The sequence below is a fragment of the Pseudomonas sp. MYb193 genome (assembly GCF_002966775.1).
GTDB classification, from domain to species: domain Bacteria; phylum Pseudomonadota; class Gammaproteobacteria; order Pseudomonadales; family Pseudomonadaceae; genus Aquipseudomonas; species Aquipseudomonas paracarnis.
Genome location: NZ_CP023269.1, coordinates 1,308,646 through 1,330,960 on the forward strand (window position 1 = coordinate 1,308,646; position 22,315 = coordinate 1,330,960).

The following is a 22,315-nucleotide window of genomic DNA, read 5'->3' on the forward strand; positions in this document are numbered from 1 at the left end:
CGATATTATGTTACTGTATAACAAATCAACCGCGCCCAGACGCCCCGGAGGCCTCATGAAAGCTGGTATCCACCCCGACTACCGCACCGTGCTGTTCCACGACACTGCCGCCGACGTGTTCTTCCTCATCGGTTCCACCGCCGACAGTGATCGCACCCAGAAACACAGCGACGGCAACACCTATCCCTACATCCCCCTGGACGTCTCCAGCGCCTCGCACCCGGTCTACACCGGCCAGCAGCGCAAGACCCAGGCCGAAGGCCGGATTGCCGGGTTCAACAAGCGTTTTGCATCGTTTGGGTCGAGCCCGAAAAAAGCTGACGCATGAGCATGATTCGGCGGCGTGCCCTACGCCGCCGTCTGCCGAATCGGCAGTACTACCCGAAACTTCGTACCCTTGCCCACCTCACTGCTGACGCTGATATCGCCACGGTGTTTCTTGACGATCCCGTAGGACAACGACAAACCCAGCCCGGTACCTTCGCCCACAGGCTTGGTGGTGAAGAACGGGTCGAAAATCTTCTGCACGGTGTCGGGGGCAATCCCACAGCCGTTGTCTGCGACTTCCAGCCACACGTTCTCGCCGTCCACCCCGTTGCTGATGGTAATGGTGCCGCGCTCAGGGCCCATGGCTTGTGCGGCGTTGATCACCAGGTTCATCACCACCTGGTTGAGTTGCGAGGCCAGGCACTCGATTTCTGGCAGCGGCGTGTAGTGCTTGACCACATCGGCCTTGTACTTGAGTTCGCTGGCGACGATGTTCAGCGTCGAATCGATGCCTTGCTGCAGGTTGGCGAATTGCCAGGTCTGGTCGTTATCCACCCGTGAGAAGTTCTTCAGGTCCTTGACGATCTGCACCACACGGCCGATGCCGTCCTTGGACTCGCGGATCAGGATCGGAATGTCGTCCTTGAGAAAGTCCAGGTCCAGCTCGCTGCGCAATGCCGCAAGTAGGTCGCGATGTTCTGGCGCCCCGATGTGCGCTTCGCTGCGCTGGTAGGCATCGAGCATCTGTTGCAGCTGCTTGAAGTAACTGTCGAGGGTGCTGAGGTTGGAGGAAATAAAGCCCACGGGGTTGTTGATCTCATGGGCGACGCCGGCCGCGAGTTGCCCCAGCGAGGCGAGTTTTTCCGACTGCACCAATTGGCTTTCCAAGTGCTTGCGCTCTTCAATTTCCAGTTGCAGCGCTTGGGTGCGTTCTTCCACCAACCGCTCCAACTGCGAGGTTTGCAAGGAGGCGCGGCGGGCCATGTGCCACTTGTTGGCCAGGGTGTTGGCCATTTGCTGGACTTCAATGTTGTCGAACGGCTTTTTCAGGATCAGCAGGCGGTCGTGGGCGTGCAGGCGAAACAACAGGTCATCCCAGGAATAGTCCGAGTAGGCGCTGCACACCACCACTTGCAAGTCGGGGGCGACTTTCCACAGTTCTTCAATGGTCTTGGCGCCGTCCCAGCCCTGGGGCATGCGCATGTCAACGAAGGCCAAGGCATAGGGGCGCTGTTGCGCCATGGCGCTGGTCAGCAAGCCCAGGCCTTCCTCGCCGCCATACGCGCCGTGCAGTTCGAATGCCTGGGCTTGAGGTTTGGCGGTGTCGCCGAACAACGCCGACTCCATTTCATCCAGCGCTTCGGTTGAGGCTTCGTCGGGCATCAGGATCTTGCGAAAATCCTCATGAATGGACGGTGTGTCATCGATCAGCAGGATGCGCCGGTTGGGAGGTTGGTTCATGAGCTGCTTCCGGCAAGGGGCAGGGGGATGGTCAAGGTGAAGACGGCGCCAAGGCCCGGCCCGTCGCTGTGGGCGCTGAGCTGGCCGTTCATTTCCACGGCGGCCAGGGCGCAGCTGTGCAGGCCGAAGCCGTGGCCTTCCTTGCGGGTGGTAAAACCGTGGGTGAAGATACGTGCCATGTTCTCGGGTGGTATGCCTTCGCCATCGTCCTTCACACTGATCTTCAGGGTCTCGTCGCCTACCGATTCCACCGCCAGGGTGATTTGCCGTGGGCGCTCAGACAGTTTGTCCATGGCGTATTTGGCATTGCTGATCAGGTTGACCATGATCAGCAATAACCGGTGCTTGTCCGCCAAAATCTCCGGCACCGGGGCGTACGCCTTCACAACAGTGACATGGTGACGGCTCAGCGCGCCGGCGTTCATGCGCAGGGCGTCGTCCATCAAGGCGCTGATATTGACCGGCTCCAGCAAGGTAGACGCACCCGCATAGGATTGCTGGGTCGAGACGATGTCCTTGATGTGGTCCACGCTTTTGCTCAACTGCACCAGCTCATCGCTCATGCCTTGCTGTTCGAGGGCAATCGCTTCGACCAACTGGTTCAGATAGCCCGGCAGCAACTTGCCCTTTTCATCCTCGGTAAGGAAGGTGCCCAGGTCGCCTTGGTGAGAGTTGATCAGTTGCATGGCCTTGCCCAGGCCGAGCGCCTTGCTGCTGCGCAGCTTGCGGCTGACCAGGTCGGCAGAGATGTTCACACTGTTGAGCACGTTACCGACGTTGTGCAGTACGTTGGTGGCGATCTCCGCCATGCCGGCCTGGCGGGCGCTGTTCATCAGCTCGCTCTGGGCATCCTTGAGCTGTTGCGTGCGCCGTTCCACTCGTTGTTCCAGGGTTTCGTTGGCGGCCTGCAACGCTCGGTTGACGCGGTTGATCTCGGCGAAACTGCGCAACAGGCGCACAGCCAGATAAAGCAGCAGCACCACCAGCAAGGTCGAGAAGATCAGCAGGTAGCGATGGTACTGATGATCGATGAGGTCCGTAGCCTGCTGGTCCTGATTGAGGTGAGTGGTCAGGTCATCGAGGTGTTCGGCCACCGGCACGGCGGCAATCCGCTCGAGCAGGCTGTTGACCAGTGGCTGTTCGCGCAGGATCAGCGAAATATGATTGCTGAGAATCTCCACTGGTACCTGGAATTCATTGGGCAGGCTTTGTTGGTTGACTGCCAGTTTGCCCAGGCCCACCAGGATGTCGGCGGCACGTTCGTCGCTGGTGACCTGGGCGAACTCCAGGCTGCTGAGCAGCAGGTCGTAAGTGTCAGTGGCCACGCTTTGCAGTTGCAGCCGGCCTTCGTCGGTCATGCTGTTGAATTGGGCCTGGATGTCGTCTTCGGCCGTCGGCAAAAAAGCCAATGAGTTACGCAGCACTGCGTTGTGGGATTTGAACTGGTCGACGAGCCGGGCTTTTTCCTCGATGGCCGTCAGATACGCCGCATGGCTGGCTTGCCAACCGGGCAGGTCGACAGCGCTGTGGTAGGTGTCGCGGCTTTCCAGCTCAGCCCCGATGCGGGTCATCTCGGTCAGCGGTGTCACCAGTGGGTCATAGTTGTGGGTGATCGCGATGCGGGCCTTGAGCACTTCGCTGTCCCACTGAGCATTGAGCTGCTGGAGTTGGCGGATCAAGTCGCGCGACTGGGTATAAGTGGCTGTCTGGTCGCGTGAAGACTTGAGGTACAAAAACACCAGGGTGGAGGCCAGGAACAGGGTGATGAGGCCTAGCAGGATTTGGCTGGTGCGTCGGCGTGACAAGGGTCTCATAACGGCTTGCCCGCCCATTCACCGGTCAGGGTCTTGAGAAACTGGATAATCAGGTCCTTGTCTTCCTGGGACGGGTTGCGCCCCAACTGGTACTTGAACATCACGTCAACCGCCTCTTCAAGGGTCTTGGCCGAGGCGTCGTGGAAGTACGGCGCCGTGACGGCCACATTGCGCAGGCTGGGCACCTTGAACACGTGGCGGTCTTCTTCATCCTGGGTCAGCAGGTAGCGCCCCAGGTCCGATTCCAGCGGGTTGCCGCGGGCCTTGAAGTAGTCGCCCATCACGCCGAACTTCTGGAACATATTGCCGCCAATGTTCACGCCCTGGTGACAGGCGATGCAGCCGTAATCCTTGAAGCGTTGGTAGCCGTATTTTTCCTGGCGGGTCAGGATATCGGTGTTGCCCAGCAAGTATTGGTCAAACCGCGAATTGGGTGTCAGCAGCGTACGCTCGTAGGTGGCCAGGGCGTTTTGCACATTGGAAGCGGTGACGCCATCGGGATAGGCCTGTTTGAACGCGTTCTGGTAGGCGGGCAGGGCGGACAGGTTGCGCACAACGGTATTCCAGTCGCTGCCCATTTCCACCGGGCTGATCACCACCTGCTCGACCTGGGCCTGCAGCGTGTCCACCCGACCGTTCCAGAACTGTTTGAAGTTCAGGCTGGCATTGAATACGGAAGGGGTATTGATCTGCACCGGTTTGCCGTCAAAGCCAATGGAGAATGGCTTGTTGTCGGCGCCGCCGCTGGTGAGTTGGTGACAGCTTGCGCAGGACAAGGTGTTGTTGACCGACAAGCGCGGCTCATTGAACAACTGGCGACCCAACTCAACCTTGGCCGGCTCCAGTACTGGAACCGCCGGCAAGGGCTTGAGCGCTTCGTCCAGCGGCGCGGCTGACAGCGATGCAGTGCCCAGGCATAACGCGAACATCAGGCCGGAACGGTGGTTTACGACATTGCTCAAGCGAGCACTCCTTGCAGGCCCAGGGCTATTTATTTTATTGATCCGGCATCAGTGTCGCGCTATCCGTTTGCAGCAGCTGCACAAAATCTTTCGAAGGCAGCGCCTTGCTGAACAGAAAGCCCTGGCCCTCCTCACACCGCTGGGCTTTGAGGAAGTTCAATTGGTCGACGGTTTCCACACCTTCGGCAATGATGTTCAGTTCCAGGCTCTTGCCCATGCCGATGATAGCGCTGATCAATTGTTCGTCCTGGCTATTGATGCGCAGGCCGCGCACGAAGGATTGATCGATCTTCAGCACGTCGATGGGAAAGCGCCGCAGGTAGCTGAGGCTGGAGTAGCCGGTGCCGAAATCGTCCAGGGCCAGGCGGATGCCCATGGCCTTGATCTTTTGCAGGGTCTCCACGGTTTCGTCGACGTTCTGCATCAGCACGCTTTCGGTGATTTCCAGTTCCAGTTGGGTGGGCGGCAGGCCTGTTTCTTTCAGGATGGCGGCCAGGTTGTCGACGAAGTCCCGTTGGCGAAAGTCGATCGCCGAGATGTTCACCGACATGCGCAGGGGCGCCAGGCCCATCTCACGCCAGGCTTGGGCTTGTGCGCAGGCTTGGCGCAGTACCCACTGAGTCAGGCGCACGATCAGGCCGCTGTCTTCGGCGATCGGAATGAACTCCGCCGGGCTGACCCAACCCGACTGCGGTCGAAACCAGCGGGTCAGCGCTTCCGCACCGACGATGCGCCCGGACTCCAGCGCCAGCTTGGGTTGGTAATGCAGCACAAATTCATCGCGGTCCAGCGCCTGGCGGATCGCGCTTTCCAGGTTTTGCTGATGCTGGGCGCGCAGGTTCATGTCTTCGGTGTAAAAGCTGAAATCCCCCGGGCCGCGTTCTTTGCTGGTACGCATCGCGGTTTCAGCGTGCTTGAGCAAGCCCACGGCATTGTCGCTGTCATCGGGATAAATGCTGATGCCCAGGCTGGCGCTCACACTCAGGTCATGCCCCGCAACATGGCGAGTCGCGCTGACGGCATTGAGTACCTTTTGCGCAATGTGCTGGGTTTGCTGGGGATGCTGGATATCGTTAAGCAGCACCACGAACTCGTCAGAGCCATAACGAAACACCGAATCCGACGCCCGCACCACCGCCACCAGGCTCAGGCTGAGCTGCGCAAGCACCTCGTCGCCGGCCGGATAGCCCAGGGCGTTGTTGATGCGCTTGAAGCGGTCGAGCCCCAGAAACATCACCGCCAGTTGCGTGTCGTGCCTGCGGGCCAAGGCGATCGCCTGGGTCAGGCGGTCGCCCAGCAACGTGCTGTTGGGCAACTCCGTCAGGGCGTCGTATTGCAATAAATGCGAGACCTTGAGCAGCTCCTGCACGCGTTCCTCGATGGTGCGCTCCAGGCTGATCACCTTGAGGGCCGCGTCCTGGGCCAGTTGCCATTTCCAGGTCAGGGCGCTGGCCATCTGGCGGATTTCCAGGTGGTCGAAGGGCTTTTTCAGGATCAGCAGTTGGTCGTTGTATTTCAGGCGCGCTTCGATTGCCTCGAAGGAGTAGTCGGAATAGGCCGTGCAGAGCGCGATTTGCAGGTTGGGGTCCGCCTCCCACAACTGTTCGATGGTGTGCAGGCCGTCCCAGCCAGGGGGCATGCGCATGTCGATAAACACCATGGCGTAGGGCGAGTGGGCGTCCAGGGCTTTCTTGACCAGCGCCAAGGCTTCCTGGCCCTGATAGGCCGAATCCAGGTCAAACGCCTGGCGCGCCGGCGCGGTGGTGCCGAAGAGGGTGGACTCCAAAGTGTCGAGGGAGAGCTCGCCATGCTCGTCGGCACAGAGGATCTTGCGAAAATCCTGGTGGATCGAAGCCGTGTCATCCACGATCAGGATGCGCCGGTTGGCCCGGCCCGATTCCGTCCTCATGGCGCACTCGGCACGTGCAAAAGGCTTGATGGCATGACAATTCCTTCCCTGGTTCTACAACTGAACGGGGCGCGAGCATGCAGTGCAGCATAGTTGAGTTCCCTTGATATCGACGGCCAGTTGGCGTCAAATCAATCGCGCTTTGTATTGCGCGGATTCAATTTAGCCTAACTTCGTTTAATTTGAAGGCAGAGTCGCCATGGATGAACAACTCGCTACGAAGTCCGCTGTTTTGCTGGTCGACGATGAAGAGTCGATCCTTAATAGCCTGCGCCGCCTGTTGCGCGGCCAGCCCTATGAGGTGGTATTGGCCACCAGCGGCGCCCAGGCACTGGAGATCATGGCGACCCGGCCTATCGATCTGGCGATGAGCGATGCGCGCATGCCCGGCATGGACGGCGCCACGCTGCTGGCCGAGGTCCACCGCCTGTATCCCGCCACCAGCCGCATCCTGCTCACCGGCTACGCCGACCTCACCACCATCATCAAGGCGATCAACGACGGGCAGATCCACCGCTACATCAGCAAACCCTGGAACGACGAAGAGTTGCAACTGGTGTTGCAGCAAACCCTCGAGCACCAACGCCTTGAACGCCTGGCCCGAGACCAGACCGAACAGCTAAAGCTACTCAACGCCACCCTGGAAAAACGTGTGGCGGCGCGTACCGCCGAGTTGCAACAAACCGCCGACATGCTCGACCTGGCCTACGACGAGCTCAAGCGCAGCTATGTGACCGGCACGGAAGTGTTTTCGCTGCTGGCCAACCTGCGCTTGCCCAAGGACAAACAGACCAACCGCGCGTTGATCGAGTTGATCCGGGTGTATTGCGCCGCCCAGTCCATGGACGAATCCAGCACCCGTGACCTGACCATGGCCGCCGCGTTGTACAACATCGGCAAGTTGAGCTGGACCGACAGCATGATGGTTGCACCGTCGGACAAGCTGCACAGCACCGACCGCGGCTTGTACCGTGAGTATCCGGGGCAGAGCGAGTCGCTGCTGATGACCCTTGAGCCGATGAAGGACGCGGCGCGGATCATTCGTCATCACCAGGAACGTTGGGACGGCACGGGGTTTCCCGACCACCTCAAGGGCGATACCATCCCGCCCGGTTCACGGCTGCTGAAGCTGGCGGTGGACTTTATCGAATTGCAGAAAGGCCTGATCCTGGAGCGGCACCTCAACAGCGACGAGGCGCTGTTGTATATCCGCAAGTACGCCGGGCGCCTGTATGACCCTGCGTTGGTGGAAGATTTCGTGCAAGCCTGCGCGACCTTCCTCAGCGATGTGACCCTGGGTGATCCGACGGTAAAAGTCCTCTCCACCCGTGAGCTGGAAGCCGGCATGGTGCTGGCGCGCAACCTCAATGCCGACAACGGCATGTTATTGCTCAATGCCGGCAAGGTGCTGAACCTGCCACTGGTGGACAAGCTGATCGCGTTCGAGGCGATGGAGGGCGCCAAGTACAGTGTGTTTATCAGGGCGCCGGACGAGGTGCCGCCCCTCCTGTAGTTATACGCCCCAGGCTACGTGCTTGCTGGCGTGGTAATCAAAGATACCCCTGATGATGTAGACATCTTTGCCACCTTCTTTGCCATTTTGTTCAATTGCCACGCGCCAAAGACCACGGCCTGTGCCGGGCTGCACCTGGGGGAGATCGACATAGGTGAAGTTGCCTATTCGCTTGCGGCTGAGGCGACCGGCTTGGATATCCTGGGTGATTTCCCCAAGTTTGGCGGTGGCAGGGGCGGGCAGGAGTTTTTTCTGGGTTTGCGCCAGTTCATCCAGCTTCACGATGTTGATGTGCGGATCGCGAGTGGGCACGACTTCCGGCCCGACAGGCAGCGCCGGCCCTGGCCTTTCAACTCTATGGGTTTGAACGCGGGGGACTTCGAACTCCAGAGGCGTTGCAAACTTGGGCAGGGCTTTTTCGAATGCGGTGACGTCTCTACTGTCTACCATGGCTACGCCAGTATCTGCCCCATGCTGGCCTCGGGATAGGGCGATATAGGGAATACCGGATTTTTTGAAATCCTCTGAAAAGGAGGTGACTTGAAGCTTGGCGAGCTTGGCCTTGAAGGTCTCCTTCATGAAGGCATCCAGGGTGCTTTTTGTCTCAGGCAGCAGTAAGAATCGACGTATCGCCTCCTGGCGTGTAATTCCCAGATCTGAGGCGAGTTGATTAATACGTACGAGGTGTTCGGGCTTGTATGCAAACACTTTCAGTGCAGCATCCCGCCAAGTATAAAGTTCATATTTTGCTGCGAATTTATCCATCGCATGCTGGTGTTTGTGGGTGATGGCGTACCCGACAAATTGTGCGCCAGTATCGGGGTCGGCAACGGCAATCGATGTTCTGATTTGTTTGTCGAGGTTCTCGTTTTTGCCAATGAGCCTTTTGACTTTTTTAAACAGTTCTTCCTTGTCCCGCGCAGACAGGGGTTGCGCAAAATGTTGTGTCGACAGGTGTATATGTTCAACCGTGGCCAGTTCGAGCCGCAGGTTTAACAGGGAACTACGTAATCTCTCTTGATTGGCTCGGCTCAAGCTTTTCGAGTTCGACATCCAGCGGCGAAATTCAGCTTCATCCAGGGTGCCAAGCTGTTGTCGGGCGCGAGTGATCAAATCGAGCTTCAGGGAAGCGTCGGTTTGTTCTATGACGCGCACGAAATCCCGCATTTCCCCTTCTGTTGCAAAAAGCCGCATCGCCGCGATCAGGTCCGCATCCACTTGCTGTTCAGGGGTGAGAGGACGCAGGGCACCCAGAACGGAACCTCCGCCCACAGCGTCTCGTTCGAAACGGGGCTTCCAGCTTTTTGCGTCTCCCGGTACGACCATAAAGTCCACGTGGTGACCTGCCGGGTCTTTTACATAGCGTGCGCCGTCTTCTATATAGGACTGATACAGGTGATAGCGGCCTGTTGGGTCGCGCATCGCGATGAACTGGTTATTGTGTTTATCAAAAAAACACGGTGCGCGGCCCGACTGGCGCGACAGTCTGTATCGGTGGGTGTCGGCAAACTCCACTACGTCAAAGAACGGCTCTATTTGCTCAGGCAACCGATACGGCATCACATTGACCCAGGCGGGTTCCAACGGGCGGAGGGAGGCACCCGTCAGTACAATGGCGGTGCTCCTGTCCGTACCGACTTTACTGGCCAGCCCCGGAATGCGCCGCCCCAGCTGCTTGGCCACGCCTAATCCGCGGTTGATAGCTCGGCGCAAAAACGACAGGGCGGTTTTGCCGGGTATCAACCCGAGCAGAAAATCGGCGGTTTCCACCCCGAACATAAAGGCGTTTACCGCCGATTCGCGGAAAATTTGCGCATTGCTCCGTGAACGGTAGTCGGCGTGCGCGAGTTGAAAACCCAGTTGCGCCGAATACAGGTACGCGTGGAAATTGCCGGTTATCGGCGTCAAGGTATAGCGGTACACACTGCGCGTATCGTTGAAGATCCGTGTGATCTCTTTCGTATCCTTAGTGGCCATCTGGGAAGTGAAATAGGCCTGCCATTCCGGTTTTGCTTTCAGCGTGTCCAGCTCCACCAGCCCCTTGGTCAGCTCCCGGAAGGCAACGCCATCTGGTGCATCCGGGGTATACAGCACACTGACCCCGTCAGGCTTGGTGCCTTTTCGATGAATGACCAGGACACGATGCATGACCTGCCCGCCTTGGCCCCTCTCTTGCGCGGCGCCCAATACCAGCAGGTTGACCTCTATCTCGAATTCGCTGACTCGGGGGCGGGTGGTTGAATCAGGGTGTTCAGTGACGGCTTTTATCCAGTCAAACCCACTGCCTGGCGTCTGGAATGTAAACAGTTTGGCTGCGTCAGGGTTGAGACGGTTCTCAAGCGCGTCCTTATTCATTTTTGCCGCGTTGGCGCGCTGCCAGACTGTAGCGAAGCTGCTTGTCCCGCTGCTCTGCGAGAAGGTTGACCGCAGATACGTATCGTATTTTTGGCCAATGTCAGCTTCTGTCGCGAGTGCGCGCAAATCATCGTTGCCAAGTTTTCCGTGAGGGTTGCCGGCTGTGTCAATAATGTTGGCGGTGGCACTGATTGTTCTATGTATGCCATGCACCGACCATGGGTCGACATTACGTTGGGTATAACTTCCCAGTGTGCGCAGATCCACCACGGTTTGGGTACGCCAGGTGCCCCACGTCAGTTTTTTGCCTGGCAGGCACTGCGGGATATTGATCTTGCGGTCTTCGCTGATGTAGACAATGGTGGCTTCCTCGTTACGGTACCCCGTCATTTCGGCCGACCGGGAGGACGTTGTGACGCGCAGGTGAACCAGGCTTCTATAAGGGTCAATATCAACGTTGGCATACACAGGTTTCTGTTTTTTCAGCACCTTGTCGGTCTCCTGTTGGGAGAACGCTTCCAGTGTCAAGATTCTCTCAAGATGAGGTGCGAGTTCCTCATTGCTGTCGATCAGTTCTTGCTCCAGTTGCCTGTACCGAGCCTGGTCTTGCTCGTCGGCGGTTTTCAACCATGCGGGTTCGGCCGTCAACAGGCGTAGGTTGCGCACCATAAAAGCATTAGCGACATCCCACTGTGGCGTCAGGTCTGCGGCCAGGTCGAGCTCGCCTGTGGAGGGCAACGTCTCCCTGCGCAAGGCTTCGCGAACGGAGAAATGTTGCCTGATTCGCAATGCGCGGACACTGTCAGCAATCACGTCAGCGTCTATCTGGGACGGGGCCGTCGTCAGTACGGGCAAGCCGCTCAGCGCGGCACGAGCGGCTGTCGGCAGGCTTGCGATCAACAGCTTGCCTGGCGCTGCGCCGTCTTGTATGCGGGCTGCGACGGCGTCATTCAAACGCGCCAGGTTTTCAAACTCCTCAAATTCCTCGCTTGGGCTATAGAGCATCACTTTGCCCGTCAGAGGCGTCGTGCCCGTGGGGGTCAGAATGAATGCGCCGGCGAATTCACTGCCATTCTCCAGGGCCAGTCGGTAAACCGTGGGCCTGTTGTCGACGGTAAACACCTGTTCACGTGCCGCAGCACTTGGGTACTTGAGCACATTCTGCGCCAGCGTCCTTGCATGCGCCGACAACGTGCCGTCCACCGAGCGCAATGCCAGTTGATGGGCCAGCACTTGTCGTCGCAGTGCAACCAATTGCTCCTCCGTATTGGGTTGGGAGGGCTCGCCAGCCCCCCAGAATGTATTCAGGCTCAACGTGATGGCTATTTCCAGCCTGGCGGCCAGGGTTGTCGTCGAGGCATTGGCAGAGAGGAATTTATCGGTGTCCAGGGTGTTGCATTCGCGGTAGAAGGCGCCGCTCTCCTGGGTCAGATAAGACTCTGCGCCAGGCGCGCGTAAGGTGGCCAGCAGCGAGCCCAGTGGTTCGCAGGACAGCAGGTGCTTTTGGCCTTCCTGGTCTTCGCGATAGCGGCTATAAAAAATCTGGTTGGGATTGATGGGCAGATGTGCATCGGGAAACATCTCGGCCAATTGCTGCTGGTACACGCGGCCGACACTCGGCTGTCGCCTTACCAGCTCAGAGGTCTGTGCATTGAGTTTGTCGAGTTCACGGGTGAGGTAAGCCAGTTGTTCTTCGGCAGAAAGTGAAGCCGGCGGCACGACCGCAAGCGTCATCGGTTGCACGGTAGGGGTTGACGTGCTGTCGGCCGGCAGCGGTTGCGGTTCGTCAGTGGATGATTCTTTGAGGGTAGGCAATGAATTGTGCATGAGTAAACTCTTATAAAAGAGCGCGGCGCACCGAGGTGCAGCGAGCCCTGCTGAATATGAGTTTGCGAGTTTAGGGTGGCCGAAACTGGACCCTGCGGTGTATGTATGTCGGAAAAAATCGCCCTGCACGCGCGAGTTGCGTGCGCAGAATGCGCGTGGGATCCTTGGCCGCTTTTCAATCCGAGAGAGGGCTTTCCATGTCCAAGACTATCCGCATTGCAGCCGCGCTGTTGGTCCGTGGCGACGGTCAAACCCTGCTTGTGCGCAAGCGCGATACCCTGGCTTTCATGCAACCGGGCGGCAAAATCGACGCCGGCGAGCAACCTGCCGAGGCGCTCGTCCGTGAGTTGCACGAGGAGCTGAACCTGCGCGTTGATCCGAGCCAAGCCGTCTATCTTGGCCTGTTCTCGGCACCCGCGGCCAACGAACCGGGTTTTACCGTAGAGGCTGAGTTGTTCAAGGTGCAGGTCGACGTCGCCGTCACCCCTGCAGCAGAGATTGAAGAGGTGTGCTGGATCGATCCCATGGGCGAAGGTGACTTGCATCTGGCGCCATTGACGCGCGATTTGATCCTGCCGTTCTATCGTGATTCGCTGGCTACCGCATGATGATTCGCCCGCTGGACGCCGACGATGCGCAAGCCTATCGGGCATTGATGCTCGAGGCCTATGGCGCGTATCCGCAAGCGTTCACGTCCAGTGTCGCGGAGCGCGCCTCGATGCCATTGAGCTGGTGGGAAAAGCGTCTCGACAGCCCGCTGGATTGCCTGTTGGGCGGCTTTGATGGGGAGCGACTGGCCGGCATCGTCGGCCTGGCCTACGAGCCTCGCGAAAAGGCGCGGCACAAGGTGACCTTGTTCGGCATGTACGTGACCGAGGCTTATCAGCAGAAGGGAATGGGGCGGCAACTGGTGCAAGCAGCGCTTGAGGAGGCTCGCCGGCATCCGCGCCTGAAACTGATCCAGCTGACCGTTACCGCTGGAAATGAGGCGGCGTTGGCACTTTACCAACGCTGCGGCTTCATCCAGTACGGTCTCGAGCCATTGGCGGTGCGGGTAGGTGTCGATTACTTCGACAAGATCCACATGTGGCGCGAAATCCGGGTTGAATGAAGCCCAAGGTGAGCTGGCTTGCCCGCGACAGCATCTACGTGGTGTGACAAGCGATCCGAGTTGCCTGCATCGCGGGCAAGCCCGACTCCCACACAAGCCCGATCTGCTGGCTCGATGAGGTTCTCTCCAGCTCAGCGAACCGCGCTAACTCCATCCAAGGTCGAAAACGATGTGTCCTTGGCTGTCAGCAAAAAGTCGCGCATATACGGCGCATCCAGCATGTCTGCGCGAATTCCGGCATACAGCGTGGCAAATAAACCTTTCTCGCCCAACCGCTTGGCTTTCACATACCCGCGTGAGCTGTATTCATGCAGCGCCCAGTGGGGCATACCGCACACCCCACGGCCGCTGGCCACCAGTTGCATCATCATCACGGTCAGCTCCGAAGTCCGCACCTGGGCCGGTTCCACGTCAGCCGGTTCCAGGAAGCGGGTGAAGATGTCCAGGCGGTCACGTTCCACCGGGTAGGTGATCAGGGTTTCTGTCAGCAGGTCTTCCGGCACGATGTAGGACTTGTTCGCCAGCGCGTGCTGGTTGGCCACCGCCAGCATGGCTTCGTAGGTGAACAGCGGTACGTAGGTGATACCCGGCAGTTCCAGCGGGTCGGAGGTCACCACCAGGTCCAGGTCGCCACGGGCCAGGGCCGGCAGCGGCGCGAAGGCAAAGCCCGAGGCCAGGTCCAGCTCGACTTCCGGCCAGGCATCGCGGAACTGGTCGATGGTCGGCATCAGCCACTGGAAACAACTGTGGCATTCGATCGCCATGTGCAAGCGCCCAGCGGTACCCCCGGCCAGCCGCGCAATATCGCGCTCGGCACCGCGCAACAACGGCAGGGTGGCGTCGGCCAATTGCAGCAGGCGCAGGCCGGCGCTGGTGAAGCGCACCGGTTTGGTCTTGCGCACGAACAGTGGCATGCCCAGGCGCTCTTCCAGTTCTTTGAACTGATGGGAGAGGGCGGACTGGGTCAAGTGCAGGCGTTCGGCGGCTTCCACCAGGCTGTCGGCCTCGCGCAAGGCGTGCAGGGTTTTCAAGTGACGGATTTCGAGCACAGGCGCTCCATGAAGAAAATTTGCGACGAAAACGGAATGCTTGATTTTGTCTCATGTTGTGGGGCGTGTCGACCATGACCACTGGGCGCTCTTCATCAAACTGTCATCGAACTGTGGCAGCGCGCTTGAACAAACTTCATCAGACTCGCGCTCTACTGGGGTTCTGCGTTTTGGTGTTTTTCATGCGTGCGTTGTTTTTAGTGGCCGCTCTACTGTTCGGCCTGCCGTCTTTTGCGGCGTCTCGATGTGATGTCAATGTCCCGACCCAAACGGTCGACCTGGCTCAGGTGAGCATCGCCTATCAAAGTATCGGCCGTGCGTCCGACCCTGCGTTGCTGCTGGTGATGGGCCTGGGCGGGCAGTTGATTCACTGGCCGGACGAAGTGGTGGTGGCCCTGTGCGAACATGGCTTTCGGGTGATTCGCTACGACAACCGCGACGTCGGCCTGTCCACCTGGCGGCAGGCGCCGGCGAGCGCCAACCTGACCTTCGAAGTGCTGCGCTACAAGCTCGGCCTGCCGGTGGCCGCGCCCTACACCTTGACCGATATGGCCGATGACGCTCTGGGTTTGATGGACGCGCTGCAGGTGCAGCAATTTCACGTACTCGGCGCGAGCATGGGCGGCATGATCGCTCAACACCTGGCGGCCATGGCGCCACAGCGCGTGGAAAGCCTGACCCTGATCATGACCAGCTCCGGCGCCGAGGGCTTGCCCGCGCCGAACGCGGCGCTGGTGCAATTGCTCTCGCGGCGCAGCGCGCCCAACCGTGAGGTGGCGCTGGAGCAACAGGCAGACTTGCTCGCGGCGTTGGGCAGCCCGGATATCAAGGACGATCGCCAGGCGTTGCTGCACCAGGCGGCGCTGTCCTATGACCGCGCCTTCAACCCCGAAGGCGTGAAGCGCCAGATCATGGCGATCCTGGCCGAGCCAAGCCGTGTGCCCTTGCTCAACCAACTGCGCGTGCCGGCGTTGGTCGTCCACGGCACCGCCGACCCCTTGCTGCCGGTGATGCACGGCGTGCACCTGGCCGCGCATATCCAGGGCAGCCAGTTGAAATTGATTCCCGGCCTGGCCCACCGTTTTCAGGAAGCGTTCAAGGCGCCCTTGCTGGCGGCGGTGTTGCCCTACCTGCAAGCCCATCGCCAGGATGCCGCGCACTGGGCGCAGATCGATTTGAGCGAGCCTTCGAAGGTGCTGTGAAGGTGGTGTATCGTGCAACCTTTATGTATACGCATGACTGCACGCGAGGTTGCCCACCATGAGTACTCCCCTGAAAATCGATTTCGTCAGCGACGTATCCTGCCCCTGGTGCATCATCGGCCTGCGTGGCCTGACCGAAGCCCTCGACCAACTCGGCAGCGAAGTGCAGGCCGAGATTCATTTCCAGCCGTTCGAACTGAACCCGAACATGCCCGCCATCGGTCAGAACATCGTCGAGCACATCACTGAAAAATACGGCTCCACGGCTGAAGAGTCCCAGGCTAATCGTGCGCGTATCCGCGACATGGGCGCCGCATTGGGCTTTGCGTTCCGCACCGACGGCCAGAGCCGTATCTACAACACTTTCGACGCGCACCGCCTGTTGCATTGGGCCGGGTTGGAAGGTTTGCAATACAACCTCAAGGAAGCGCTGTTCAAGGCGTATTTCAGCGATGGCCAGGACCCTTCCGACCACGCGACCCTGGCGATCATCGCCGAGAGCGTAGGGCTGGACATTGCGCGCGCCGCCGAGATTCTTGCCAGCGATGAATACGCCGCCGAAGTCCGCGAGCAGGAACAGCTGTGGGTTTCTCGTGGGGTGAGTTCGGTGCCGACCATTGTCTTCAATGACCAATATGCGGTGAGCGGTGGGCAACCGGCGGAAGCCTTCGTCGGCGCGATTCGCCAGATCATCAACGAATCGAAATCCTGAGGCCGAGCATGCAGCAAAATGTGGGAGCTGGCTTGCCTGCGATAGCAGACTGTCAGTTGCAAATGGGCTGGCTGACACACCGTTATCGCAGGCAAGCCAGCTCCCACACTTGATACTCATTGTTTGCAAAAGTGGCGCTCATCCAAGCGCTGGCCCATCCCTTGCATTACCCCCCTAAAGCCCAACCGGCCTGCGGTTGGGCACTGCCATTAGGGGTGAAACTTACCTTGAATATTCTTGACCTTGACCACAGCCTCACCGGCCAGGCACCGATTGCCCAGCGGTTGGCCAGCGGTCGGGCCACGCGCCTGGACCTACTGGACCTGGGCCCGAAATTGCGTTTGTGGTCCACCGAAAAAACCTGGAAACGTTTCGTCGAGCGCCTGGCCCAACGGCCACGGCCCCGTGACGCGCGCCCGGAAATCCTGTTTGTCGGCTCCGGCGATTATCACCACCTTACGCCGGCGTTTTTGGCCGACCTCAAAGAGCCCGTCAGCCTGATTCACTTTGACAACCACCCAGACTGGGTGCGCTTTGCGCCCAAGCGGCACTGTGGTTCGTGGGTCAACCGGGCGCTGAAGATGCCAGCGATCCAACGCATCGTCACCCTCGGCCCGTGCAGCGATGACCTGCATAACCCGCAACTGCGCGGCGGCAACCTTGGCGCCCTCAAGCGCGGGCGTTTGCAGCTGTTTCCCTGGCAGCATCCGCCGTCCAAGGTCTGGGGCCGGGTGGGGGACGGCGCCGGCCACCAGCAACAGGAAAACCACCTGCACTGGCGCAACCTGGCGGACCTGGATTGGGGCGCCTTCCTCGACCAGATGATTGCCAGCCTGCCCACCGAGGCGATCTGGATCACCATCGACAAAGATGTGCTCGCCAGTGAAGACGCCGCCACCAACTGGGACCAGGGCGGCATGCGCCTGACCCATTTGCTCCAGGCCCTGCGGGCGTTGGCGGCGGGTAAACGCATCATTGGCATTGACGTCTGCGGTGAGTTCGCCACGCCGGCATTCAGCAACGCGTTCAAGCGCTGGGAAGCCAAGTCCGACCAGCCGCCACCGGAGCGCTGGAGCCCGCAAGACTTGCAGCGTAATGCGGCAACCAATGAAGCCTTGATCGACCTGTTTGAGGAGCTGTTCCCGTGACCCTGACCGTGGTGCTGTTACTGGCGTTTTCCATCGTCCTCGATGTGATTGGCCAGCTGTGTTTCAAATTGGGCGTGGACCGTTTGCCGCAACTCGATGGCGGTTTTCGCCTGCGTGCGTTCTGGGGCCAGGTGTTCAATGCGCCGCTGTTGTGGGCCGGCGTCGGCGCCTACGTGATTGAGTTTTTTGTGTGGCTCGAAGCGCTGTCCCGTGCGCCCTTGAGTCTGCTGTTTCCGCTGGCGGCGTTGGCCTATTGCTTGGTGGTACTGGCAGGCAGGGTGGTGCTCAAGGAAACCGTCAGTCGGCGTCGTTGGCTGGGCACGCTGGTGATTACTTTAGGTGTGATGTTGGTAGCGATCGCGGGGAATCAGGCATGACAACGCAAACAATCAATACCGGCTGGCTGCATGGGCGTGTTGGCACCCTGGTGCTATGGGCATTGCTGATCGCCACCGAAAGCGCCGGGCAGTTGTTCACCAAGGTAGCCGGCGATCAATTGGGGCCGATGGACTTCAGTTGGCAATGGCTGGCGGACGTGGCGCGCAACCCGGGGATTCTGGCGGCGATTGCCAGCTATCTGGGTGCGTTTTTTGTGTGGATGCTGATCCTGCGGCGTAGCAGTTTGTCCCTGGCGTTTCCGCTGAGTTCGCTGGTGTTCGTGGCGGTGCTGCTGGGCTCTTGGCTGGGGTTGGGGGAGCACATCAGCGTGTTGCATTGGGTGGGCGTGGTGGTAATTATCGGTGGTATCGCGCTGTTGGCTGAGGGCGAAGAACACTGAAGATAGAGCTATGAAACACAGGCCCATTGTGGGAGCGGGCTTGCTCGCGAATGCGGTGGATCAGTGAAGTATCGGGTGACTGACACACTGCTTTCGCGAGCAAGCCCGCTCCCACAATTTTGCTCCCGTGTAATTCAGTCGAAGGTGTAGCTGATCGCCGTCTGCACCTGGCCCTGATTCACATGGCCAGCCTCCTTGACGATGCTGCTCTTGGCCGCCGACCCCACCAGGTGTACCCAGCTGGCGCTGGTCAGTAGCGACCAATGGGGCGCAAGGGGAAAGGCGAAGCTTTGGCTCAGCGTCACGTTCTGGAAGCCCCCGCTCGCGTTATAGGGCCGCAAGCCCGAGGCGACAGCTTCGTTGTTGTCCACGCCGAAGAAGGTGTTGGTCTGGCGCGCATCGGCAAAATGCGCAACCAGGCTATTGCTGCCGATAATCCCGCCACCCACGGGGTAACCCAGTTCGCCGCCGATTTTACCCAGGGCGCCGCTCTGGGAATGCCCGCCGCCCACGGCCTGGCCCAATTGCGCGTAGACCCGCCAGAAATTGGCCGGGGCATATTGGACGAAACCGCCCACCTCGGCCATGTCCGACACGTTGCGCAGGCCCTGCAATTCGCCGTTGGAAGTACGCCCCGGCAGGTAGTTGATATAGGGGCCAGCGGTAAGGCCGTGGGTATCCAGGGCGCTCCAGGTGAGGCCGTCATCGGTGCTCAGGCTGACGTCGCCCCAATCCAGGTCCAGATAAGGCACAGGCCGGGTTTCGTAGCGGCTGGCGCTGGGGTCGTGGGGCTGATAGCTGAGGCCCGCGCCCACGTCGCCCGTGATGCCTTCTGCCCACGCGGCACTGCAAAGGCCCCACCCTCCAAGTAAACCGGTGAATACAGCAGCAGCGAGCTTGGACATGGGGACGTTTCCTGAAGGTGGGCAGGCGCGCATGAACGCGCAAACCGACGCGCCTGCGCAAGCACTCATGTTGTTTGTAGCAAGCTACAAAAATTGTAGCTCCAGCGACACCTACCACCGCGCATTTCGCCCTAACCCCCAGCCCTGCGGGGTTTTCGCCAGTTGGCACAGTCCCTGCTCTATCCCTTGGCAAGCGCATACAGCGCGCTCCTCCAAGGCCCTTTACCTAAAGGAAAGGCAGATGATCAACTGGCATATCGTGTGTGACTTCGACGGGACCATTACGCCCACCGATGTCATCGACAACGTCCTCCAACGCTTCGCCGGCCCCGAGTGGGAAACCATTGAGCAGGAATGGCTGGATGGGCATATCGGTTCACGCGAATGCCTGAGCCGCCAACTGGCGCTGATCAAGGCCTCCCCGGCTGAACTGCTGGCGTACTTCGACAGCGTCGAGATCGACCCGGACTTCCCGGATTTCGTCGATCACGTCATGGGCCTGGGTGCCTCCATCGAAGTGGTCAGCGACGGCATCGAGCAGGGCATTGCCCGCATCCTCTCGCGCAACTACGTGACCCTGTTGCCGATCCTCGCCAACCGCCTGCGCCAGGTTGACCAGGACAGCTGGCGCATCGACTTCCCGTATGCCAGCGATGCCTGTCGCGCCGCTGCCGGCAACTGCAAGTGCAAATCCACGCCGCGCAACAAGCGCGTGCTGGTGATCGGCGACGGCAAGTCCGACATGTGCGTGGCCTCCACCGCCGACTTCGTGTTCGCCAAGGGCAGCCTCGCCGACTACTGCGTCGCCCACCAGATTCCTCATGCGCGCTTCGACACCTTTGCGCAAGTGCCGGCGTTGCTGGCCAAGCTGCCTCAAGGCATCGCCGCCAACGCCACCACCTTCAACACCTCTTCTGACAATCAGGAACTCTTCCATCATGTCTGATATCCGTATCGCTACCGCCGAAGACCAGGTTCTCCTGGATAAAGAAGCCAAGTACTGCTCCTATGGCGACACCGTTCACTACATCGAGCCGCCGCGTATTTTCAGCCGCTGCGAAGGCTCTTATGTGTGGGACACCGAAGACCAGGCCTACCTCGACCTGCAAATGTGGTACTCGGCCGTCAACTTCGGCTATGCCAACCCGCGCCTGAACAACGCGCTGAAAAAGCAGATCGACACGCTGCCGCAAATCGCCAGCCAGTACCTGCACAAAGGCAAGATCGAGCTGTCGGAAATGATCGCGGTCGATGCCAAGAACAAGTTCGGCCTCGACGGCCGTGTGCACTTCAACGTCGGCGGTTCGCAGTCGATCGAAGACTCCCTGAAAGTGGTGCGCAACGCCAGCAACGGCAAAAGCCTGATGTTCGCCTTCGAAGGCGGCTACCACGGCCGCACCCTCGGCGCCTCGTCGATCACCTCCAGCTTCCGCTATCGTCGTCGCTACGGCCACTTTGGCGAACGCGCCAACTTCATTCCCTTCCCGTACCACTTCCGTGGCCCGAAGGGCATGACCAAGGAAGAGTACGGCAGCCATTGCGTGCAGCAGTTCGCCCGCCTGTTCGAGACCGAATACAACGGCGTCTGGGACCCTAAGACCAACCAGTGCGAATACGCAGCCTTCTACGTCGAGCCGATCCAGGGCACTGGCGGCTACGTGATCCCGCCAATGAATTTCTATCGCGAGCTCAAGCACGTCCTGGACCAGCACGGCATCTTGATGGTGTCCGACGAAATCCAGATGGGCTTCTACCGCACCGGCAAACTCTGGTCGATCGAGCACTTCGATGTGCAGCCGGACGTGATCGTGTTCGGCAAGGCCCTGACCAACGGCCTCAACCCACTGGGCGGCATCTGGGCCCGTGAAGAGTTGATCAACCCGACGGTGTTTCCGCCAGGTTCGACTCACTCCACCTTCGCCTCCAACCCGCTGGGCACCGCCGTCGGCCTGGAAATGTTCAAGATGACCAGCGAAGTCGACTACGGCGCCATGGTCATGGCCAAGGGCAAATACTTCCTGGAAGGCCTGCAAGACTTGCAAAAACGCTTCCCGATCATCGGCGATGTGGACGGCCTGGGCCTGGCGCTGCGTTGCGAAATCTGCGGCCCGGATGGCTTCACCCCGGACAAGGCGACCCTGGACTACATGGTCGAAGAAGGCATGAAAGGCGACATGCTGGTAGACGGCCAGAAACTCGGGCTGATCCTCGACGTAGGCGGTTATTACAAGAACGTGATCACCCTGGCGCCGTCTCTGGAAATCAGCTACCCGGAAATCGACCTGGGCCTCAAGTTGCTCGAGCAACTGCTGGTTCGAGCGACCAAGCGGTGAATGCTCAAGGGATCGACCTCGGTGAAGGCACTGCCGGTTTCGTTCTCGGTGATGGTCCGGTCGGGATCCTGTTGATCCACGGCCTGACCGGCACGCCGACCGAGTTGCGCCAGGTCGCGAAGGGCCTGGCCAAGGTGGGTAACTGCACGGTGTATGTGCCCACGCTGGCGGGGCACTGCGGCGACAACAGCGACCTGCAGGCCACCGGCTGGCGGGACTGGTACGAAGGCGTGCGCAAGACCTTCGTGCAGGTCAAGCAACGCCACGGGCAGGTGTTTGTCGGCGGCTTGTCCATGGGCGCGGTGATGTCGATGTATGTGGCGTCCGAACACCCGGGCCAGGTCGCAGGGTTGCTGATGTATTCCACCACCTTGAAGTACGACGGCTGGAGCATCAACAAGCTGGCGTTCCTCACGCCGTTGCTGATGAAGATTCCATTCGGCGTACACATTTGCAGCTTCGAAGAAAAGCCGCCCTACGGCATCAAGAACGAGCGCCTGCGGTCCATCGTCGAGCGGCAGATGAAGGAAGGCGAGAGCAGCGAGGCGGGGTTGCTGACCATGGAAGGCATCACCGTGCGCGAGCTGCACCGCATGAACGCCGTGGTCAAGAAGCGCATGCCCCAGATCAAGGTGCCGGCGCTGGTGCTGCACTCCATCGAGGACGACATCACCAGCCGCTGGAACGCCGATTACGTGGAGCGCCACCTCGGCGGGCCGGTGACCAAGATCCTGTTGGACAACTGCTACCACATGATCACGGTCGATTTGCAGTACCGGCGGGTGATCGAGTTGAGTGCCAGGTTTGTCGAGCAGCACACAGTTCTCAATTCAACGCAGGTCAATGTGGGAGCGGGCTTGCCCGCGATGGCATCACTGCGGTCTGCCTGACATACCGAGGCGCCTGCATCGCAGCGGTGCGGCGATCCGACAAGCCAGCTCCCACATTTGACCGGCGTTCGCCATAGAA

At 59.8% G+C, this 22,315-nt stretch carries 19 protein-coding genes; 12 read left to right on the forward strand and 7 right to left on the reverse strand.

Annotation, left to right across the window (positions count from 1 at the left end; translation table 11 throughout):
- Positions 1–55: 55 nt before the first annotated feature.
- Positions 56–328, forward strand: a complete 273-nt coding sequence (locus tag CLM72_RS05930) for a type B 50S ribosomal protein L31 (protein ID WP_034126440.1) — start codon at positions 56–58, stop codon at positions 326–328.
- A 20-nt stretch (positions 329–348) separates the two neighbouring features.
- Here CLM72_RS05930 and CLM72_RS05935 read toward each other — a convergent pair whose 3' ends face one another.
- The 4 genes from CLM72_RS05935 to CLM72_RS05950 are packed head-to-tail and all read right to left on the reverse strand — an operon-like array spanning position 349 to position 6,413.
- Positions 349–1,728 carry an ATP-binding protein gene (locus CLM72_RS05935; protein ID WP_105225890.1) on the reverse strand — a complete coding sequence of 460 codons (1,380 nt, stop codon included), beginning with the start codon at positions 1,726–1,728 and terminating at the stop codon, positions 349–351.
- Positions 1,725–3,542: a DAHL domain-containing protein gene (locus CLM72_RS05940; RefSeq protein ID WP_105229089.1), complete on the reverse strand. Its 1,818-nt coding sequence runs from the start codon at positions 3,540–3,542 to the stop codon at positions 1,725–1,727. The genes CLM72_RS05935 and CLM72_RS05940 overlap by 4 nt, the downstream gene beginning before the upstream one ends.
- Complete coding sequence (locus CLM72_RS05945; protein ID WP_105225891.1) at positions 3,539–4,504, reverse strand: cytochrome-c peroxidase; 966 nt, start codon at positions 4,502–4,504, stop codon at positions 3,539–3,541. Before CLM72_RS05945 ends, CLM72_RS05940 begins: the two co-directional genes overlap by 4 nt.
- 34 nt (positions 4,505–4,538) lie before the next feature.
- Positions 4,539–6,413 (reverse strand): bifunctional diguanylate cyclase/phosphodiesterase, encoded by a 1,875-nt coding sequence (locus tag CLM72_RS05950; RefSeq protein ID WP_105225892.1) that lies wholly within the window; start codon positions 6,411–6,413, stop codon positions 4,539–4,541.
- Positions 6,414–6,612: 199 nt separating this feature from the next.
- Between CLM72_RS05950 and CLM72_RS05955 the strand changes: the two genes are divergently transcribed.
- The gene (locus CLM72_RS05955; RefSeq protein WP_105225893.1) at positions 6,613–7,926 is read left to right on the forward strand and encodes an HD domain-containing phosphohydrolase; all 1,314 of its coding nucleotides are present in this window, start codon (positions 6,613–6,615) and stop codon (positions 7,924–7,926) included.
- Here CLM72_RS05955 and CLM72_RS05960 read toward each other — a convergent pair whose 3' ends face one another.
- On the reverse strand, positions 7,927–12,108 hold the full coding sequence (locus CLM72_RS05960) for a hypothetical protein (protein ID WP_105225894.1): 4,182 nt from the start codon (positions 12,106–12,108) through the stop codon (positions 7,927–7,929).
- A 197-nt stretch (positions 12,109–12,305) separates the two neighbouring features.
- Here CLM72_RS05960 and CLM72_RS05965 point away from each other — a divergent pair, with 197 nt between their 5' ends.
- A complete protein-coding gene (locus CLM72_RS05965) occupies positions 12,306–12,716 on the forward strand; it encodes an NUDIX domain-containing protein (protein WP_105225895.1) in 411 nt (136 codons plus the stop codon).
- Positions 12,713–13,219, forward strand: coding sequence for a GNAT family N-acetyltransferase (locus tag CLM72_RS05970; protein ID WP_105225896.1), 507 nt, complete (start codon positions 12,713–12,715; stop codon positions 13,217–13,219). Before CLM72_RS05965 ends, CLM72_RS05970 begins: the two co-directional genes overlap by 4 nt.
- A 131-nt stretch (positions 13,220–13,350) precedes the next feature.
- Here CLM72_RS05970 and metR read toward each other — a convergent pair whose 3' ends face one another.
- Positions 13,351–14,268, reverse strand: a complete 918-nt coding sequence (metR, locus tag CLM72_RS05975; RefSeq protein ID WP_003188924.1) for a transcriptional regulator MetR — start codon at positions 14,266–14,268, stop codon at positions 13,351–13,353.
- Between the two features lie 182 nt (positions 14,269–14,450).
- Here metR and CLM72_RS05980 point away from each other — a divergent pair, with 182 nt between their 5' ends.
- The 5 genes from CLM72_RS05980 (at position 14,451) to CLM72_RS06000 (ending at position 18,108) form a co-directional block, all read left to right on the forward strand.
- Positions 14,451–15,470 carry an alpha/beta fold hydrolase gene (locus CLM72_RS05980; RefSeq protein WP_105225897.1) on the forward strand — a complete coding sequence of 340 codons (1,020 nt, stop codon included), beginning with the start codon at positions 14,451–14,453 and terminating at the stop codon, positions 15,468–15,470.
- A gap of 58 nt (positions 15,471–15,528) precedes the next feature.
- Positions 15,529–16,182, forward strand: coding sequence for a DsbA family oxidoreductase (locus CLM72_RS05985; RefSeq protein ID WP_034126450.1), 654 nt, complete (start codon positions 15,529–15,531; stop codon positions 16,180–16,182).
- Between the two features lie 227 nt (positions 16,183–16,409).
- Positions 16,410–17,330: an arginase gene (locus CLM72_RS05990; RefSeq protein ID WP_105229090.1), complete on the forward strand. Its 921-nt coding sequence runs from the start codon at positions 16,410–16,412 to the stop codon at positions 17,328–17,330.
- Entirely contained in the window at positions 17,327–17,707 is a 381-nt protein-coding gene (locus tag CLM72_RS05995) for an EamA family transporter (protein WP_003188930.1), read from the forward strand. The genes CLM72_RS05990 and CLM72_RS05995 overlap by 4 nt, the downstream gene beginning before the upstream one ends.
- Positions 17,704–18,108, forward strand: coding sequence for an EamA family transporter (locus CLM72_RS06000; protein ID WP_034126452.1), 405 nt, complete (start codon positions 17,704–17,706; stop codon positions 18,106–18,108). The genes CLM72_RS05995 and CLM72_RS06000 overlap by 4 nt, the downstream gene beginning before the upstream one ends.
- Positions 18,109–18,242: 134 nt before the next feature.
- On the opposite strand, the gene CLM72_RS06005 is transcribed toward CLM72_RS06000, so the two are convergent.
- Positions 18,243–19,013 carry a MipA/OmpV family protein gene (locus tag CLM72_RS06005; RefSeq protein ID WP_020301179.1) on the reverse strand — a complete coding sequence of 257 codons (771 nt, stop codon included), beginning with the start codon at positions 19,011–19,013 and terminating at the stop codon, positions 18,243–18,245.
- Positions 19,014–19,254: 241 nt separating this feature from the next.
- Between CLM72_RS06005 and CLM72_RS06010 the strand changes: the two genes are divergently transcribed.
- From CLM72_RS06010 to CLM72_RS06020, 3 genes are read left to right on the forward strand one after another with little or no spacing between them, the layout of a single operon-like run.
- Complete coding sequence (locus CLM72_RS06010) at positions 19,255–19,959, forward strand: MtnX-like HAD-IB family phosphatase (RefSeq protein WP_105225898.1); 705 nt, start codon at positions 19,255–19,257, stop codon at positions 19,957–19,959.
- Positions 19,952–21,346 (forward strand): aspartate aminotransferase family protein, encoded by a 1,395-nt coding sequence (locus CLM72_RS06015; protein WP_105225899.1) that lies wholly within the window; start codon positions 19,952–19,954, stop codon positions 21,344–21,346. Before CLM72_RS06010 ends, CLM72_RS06015 begins: the two co-directional genes overlap by 8 nt.
- A complete protein-coding gene (locus tag CLM72_RS06020; RefSeq protein WP_105225900.1) occupies positions 21,343–22,236 on the forward strand; it encodes a carboxylesterase in 894 nt (297 codons plus the stop codon). The genes CLM72_RS06015 and CLM72_RS06020 overlap by 4 nt, the downstream gene beginning before the upstream one ends.
- The last annotated feature ends 79 nt before the right edge of the window (positions 22,237–22,315 follow it).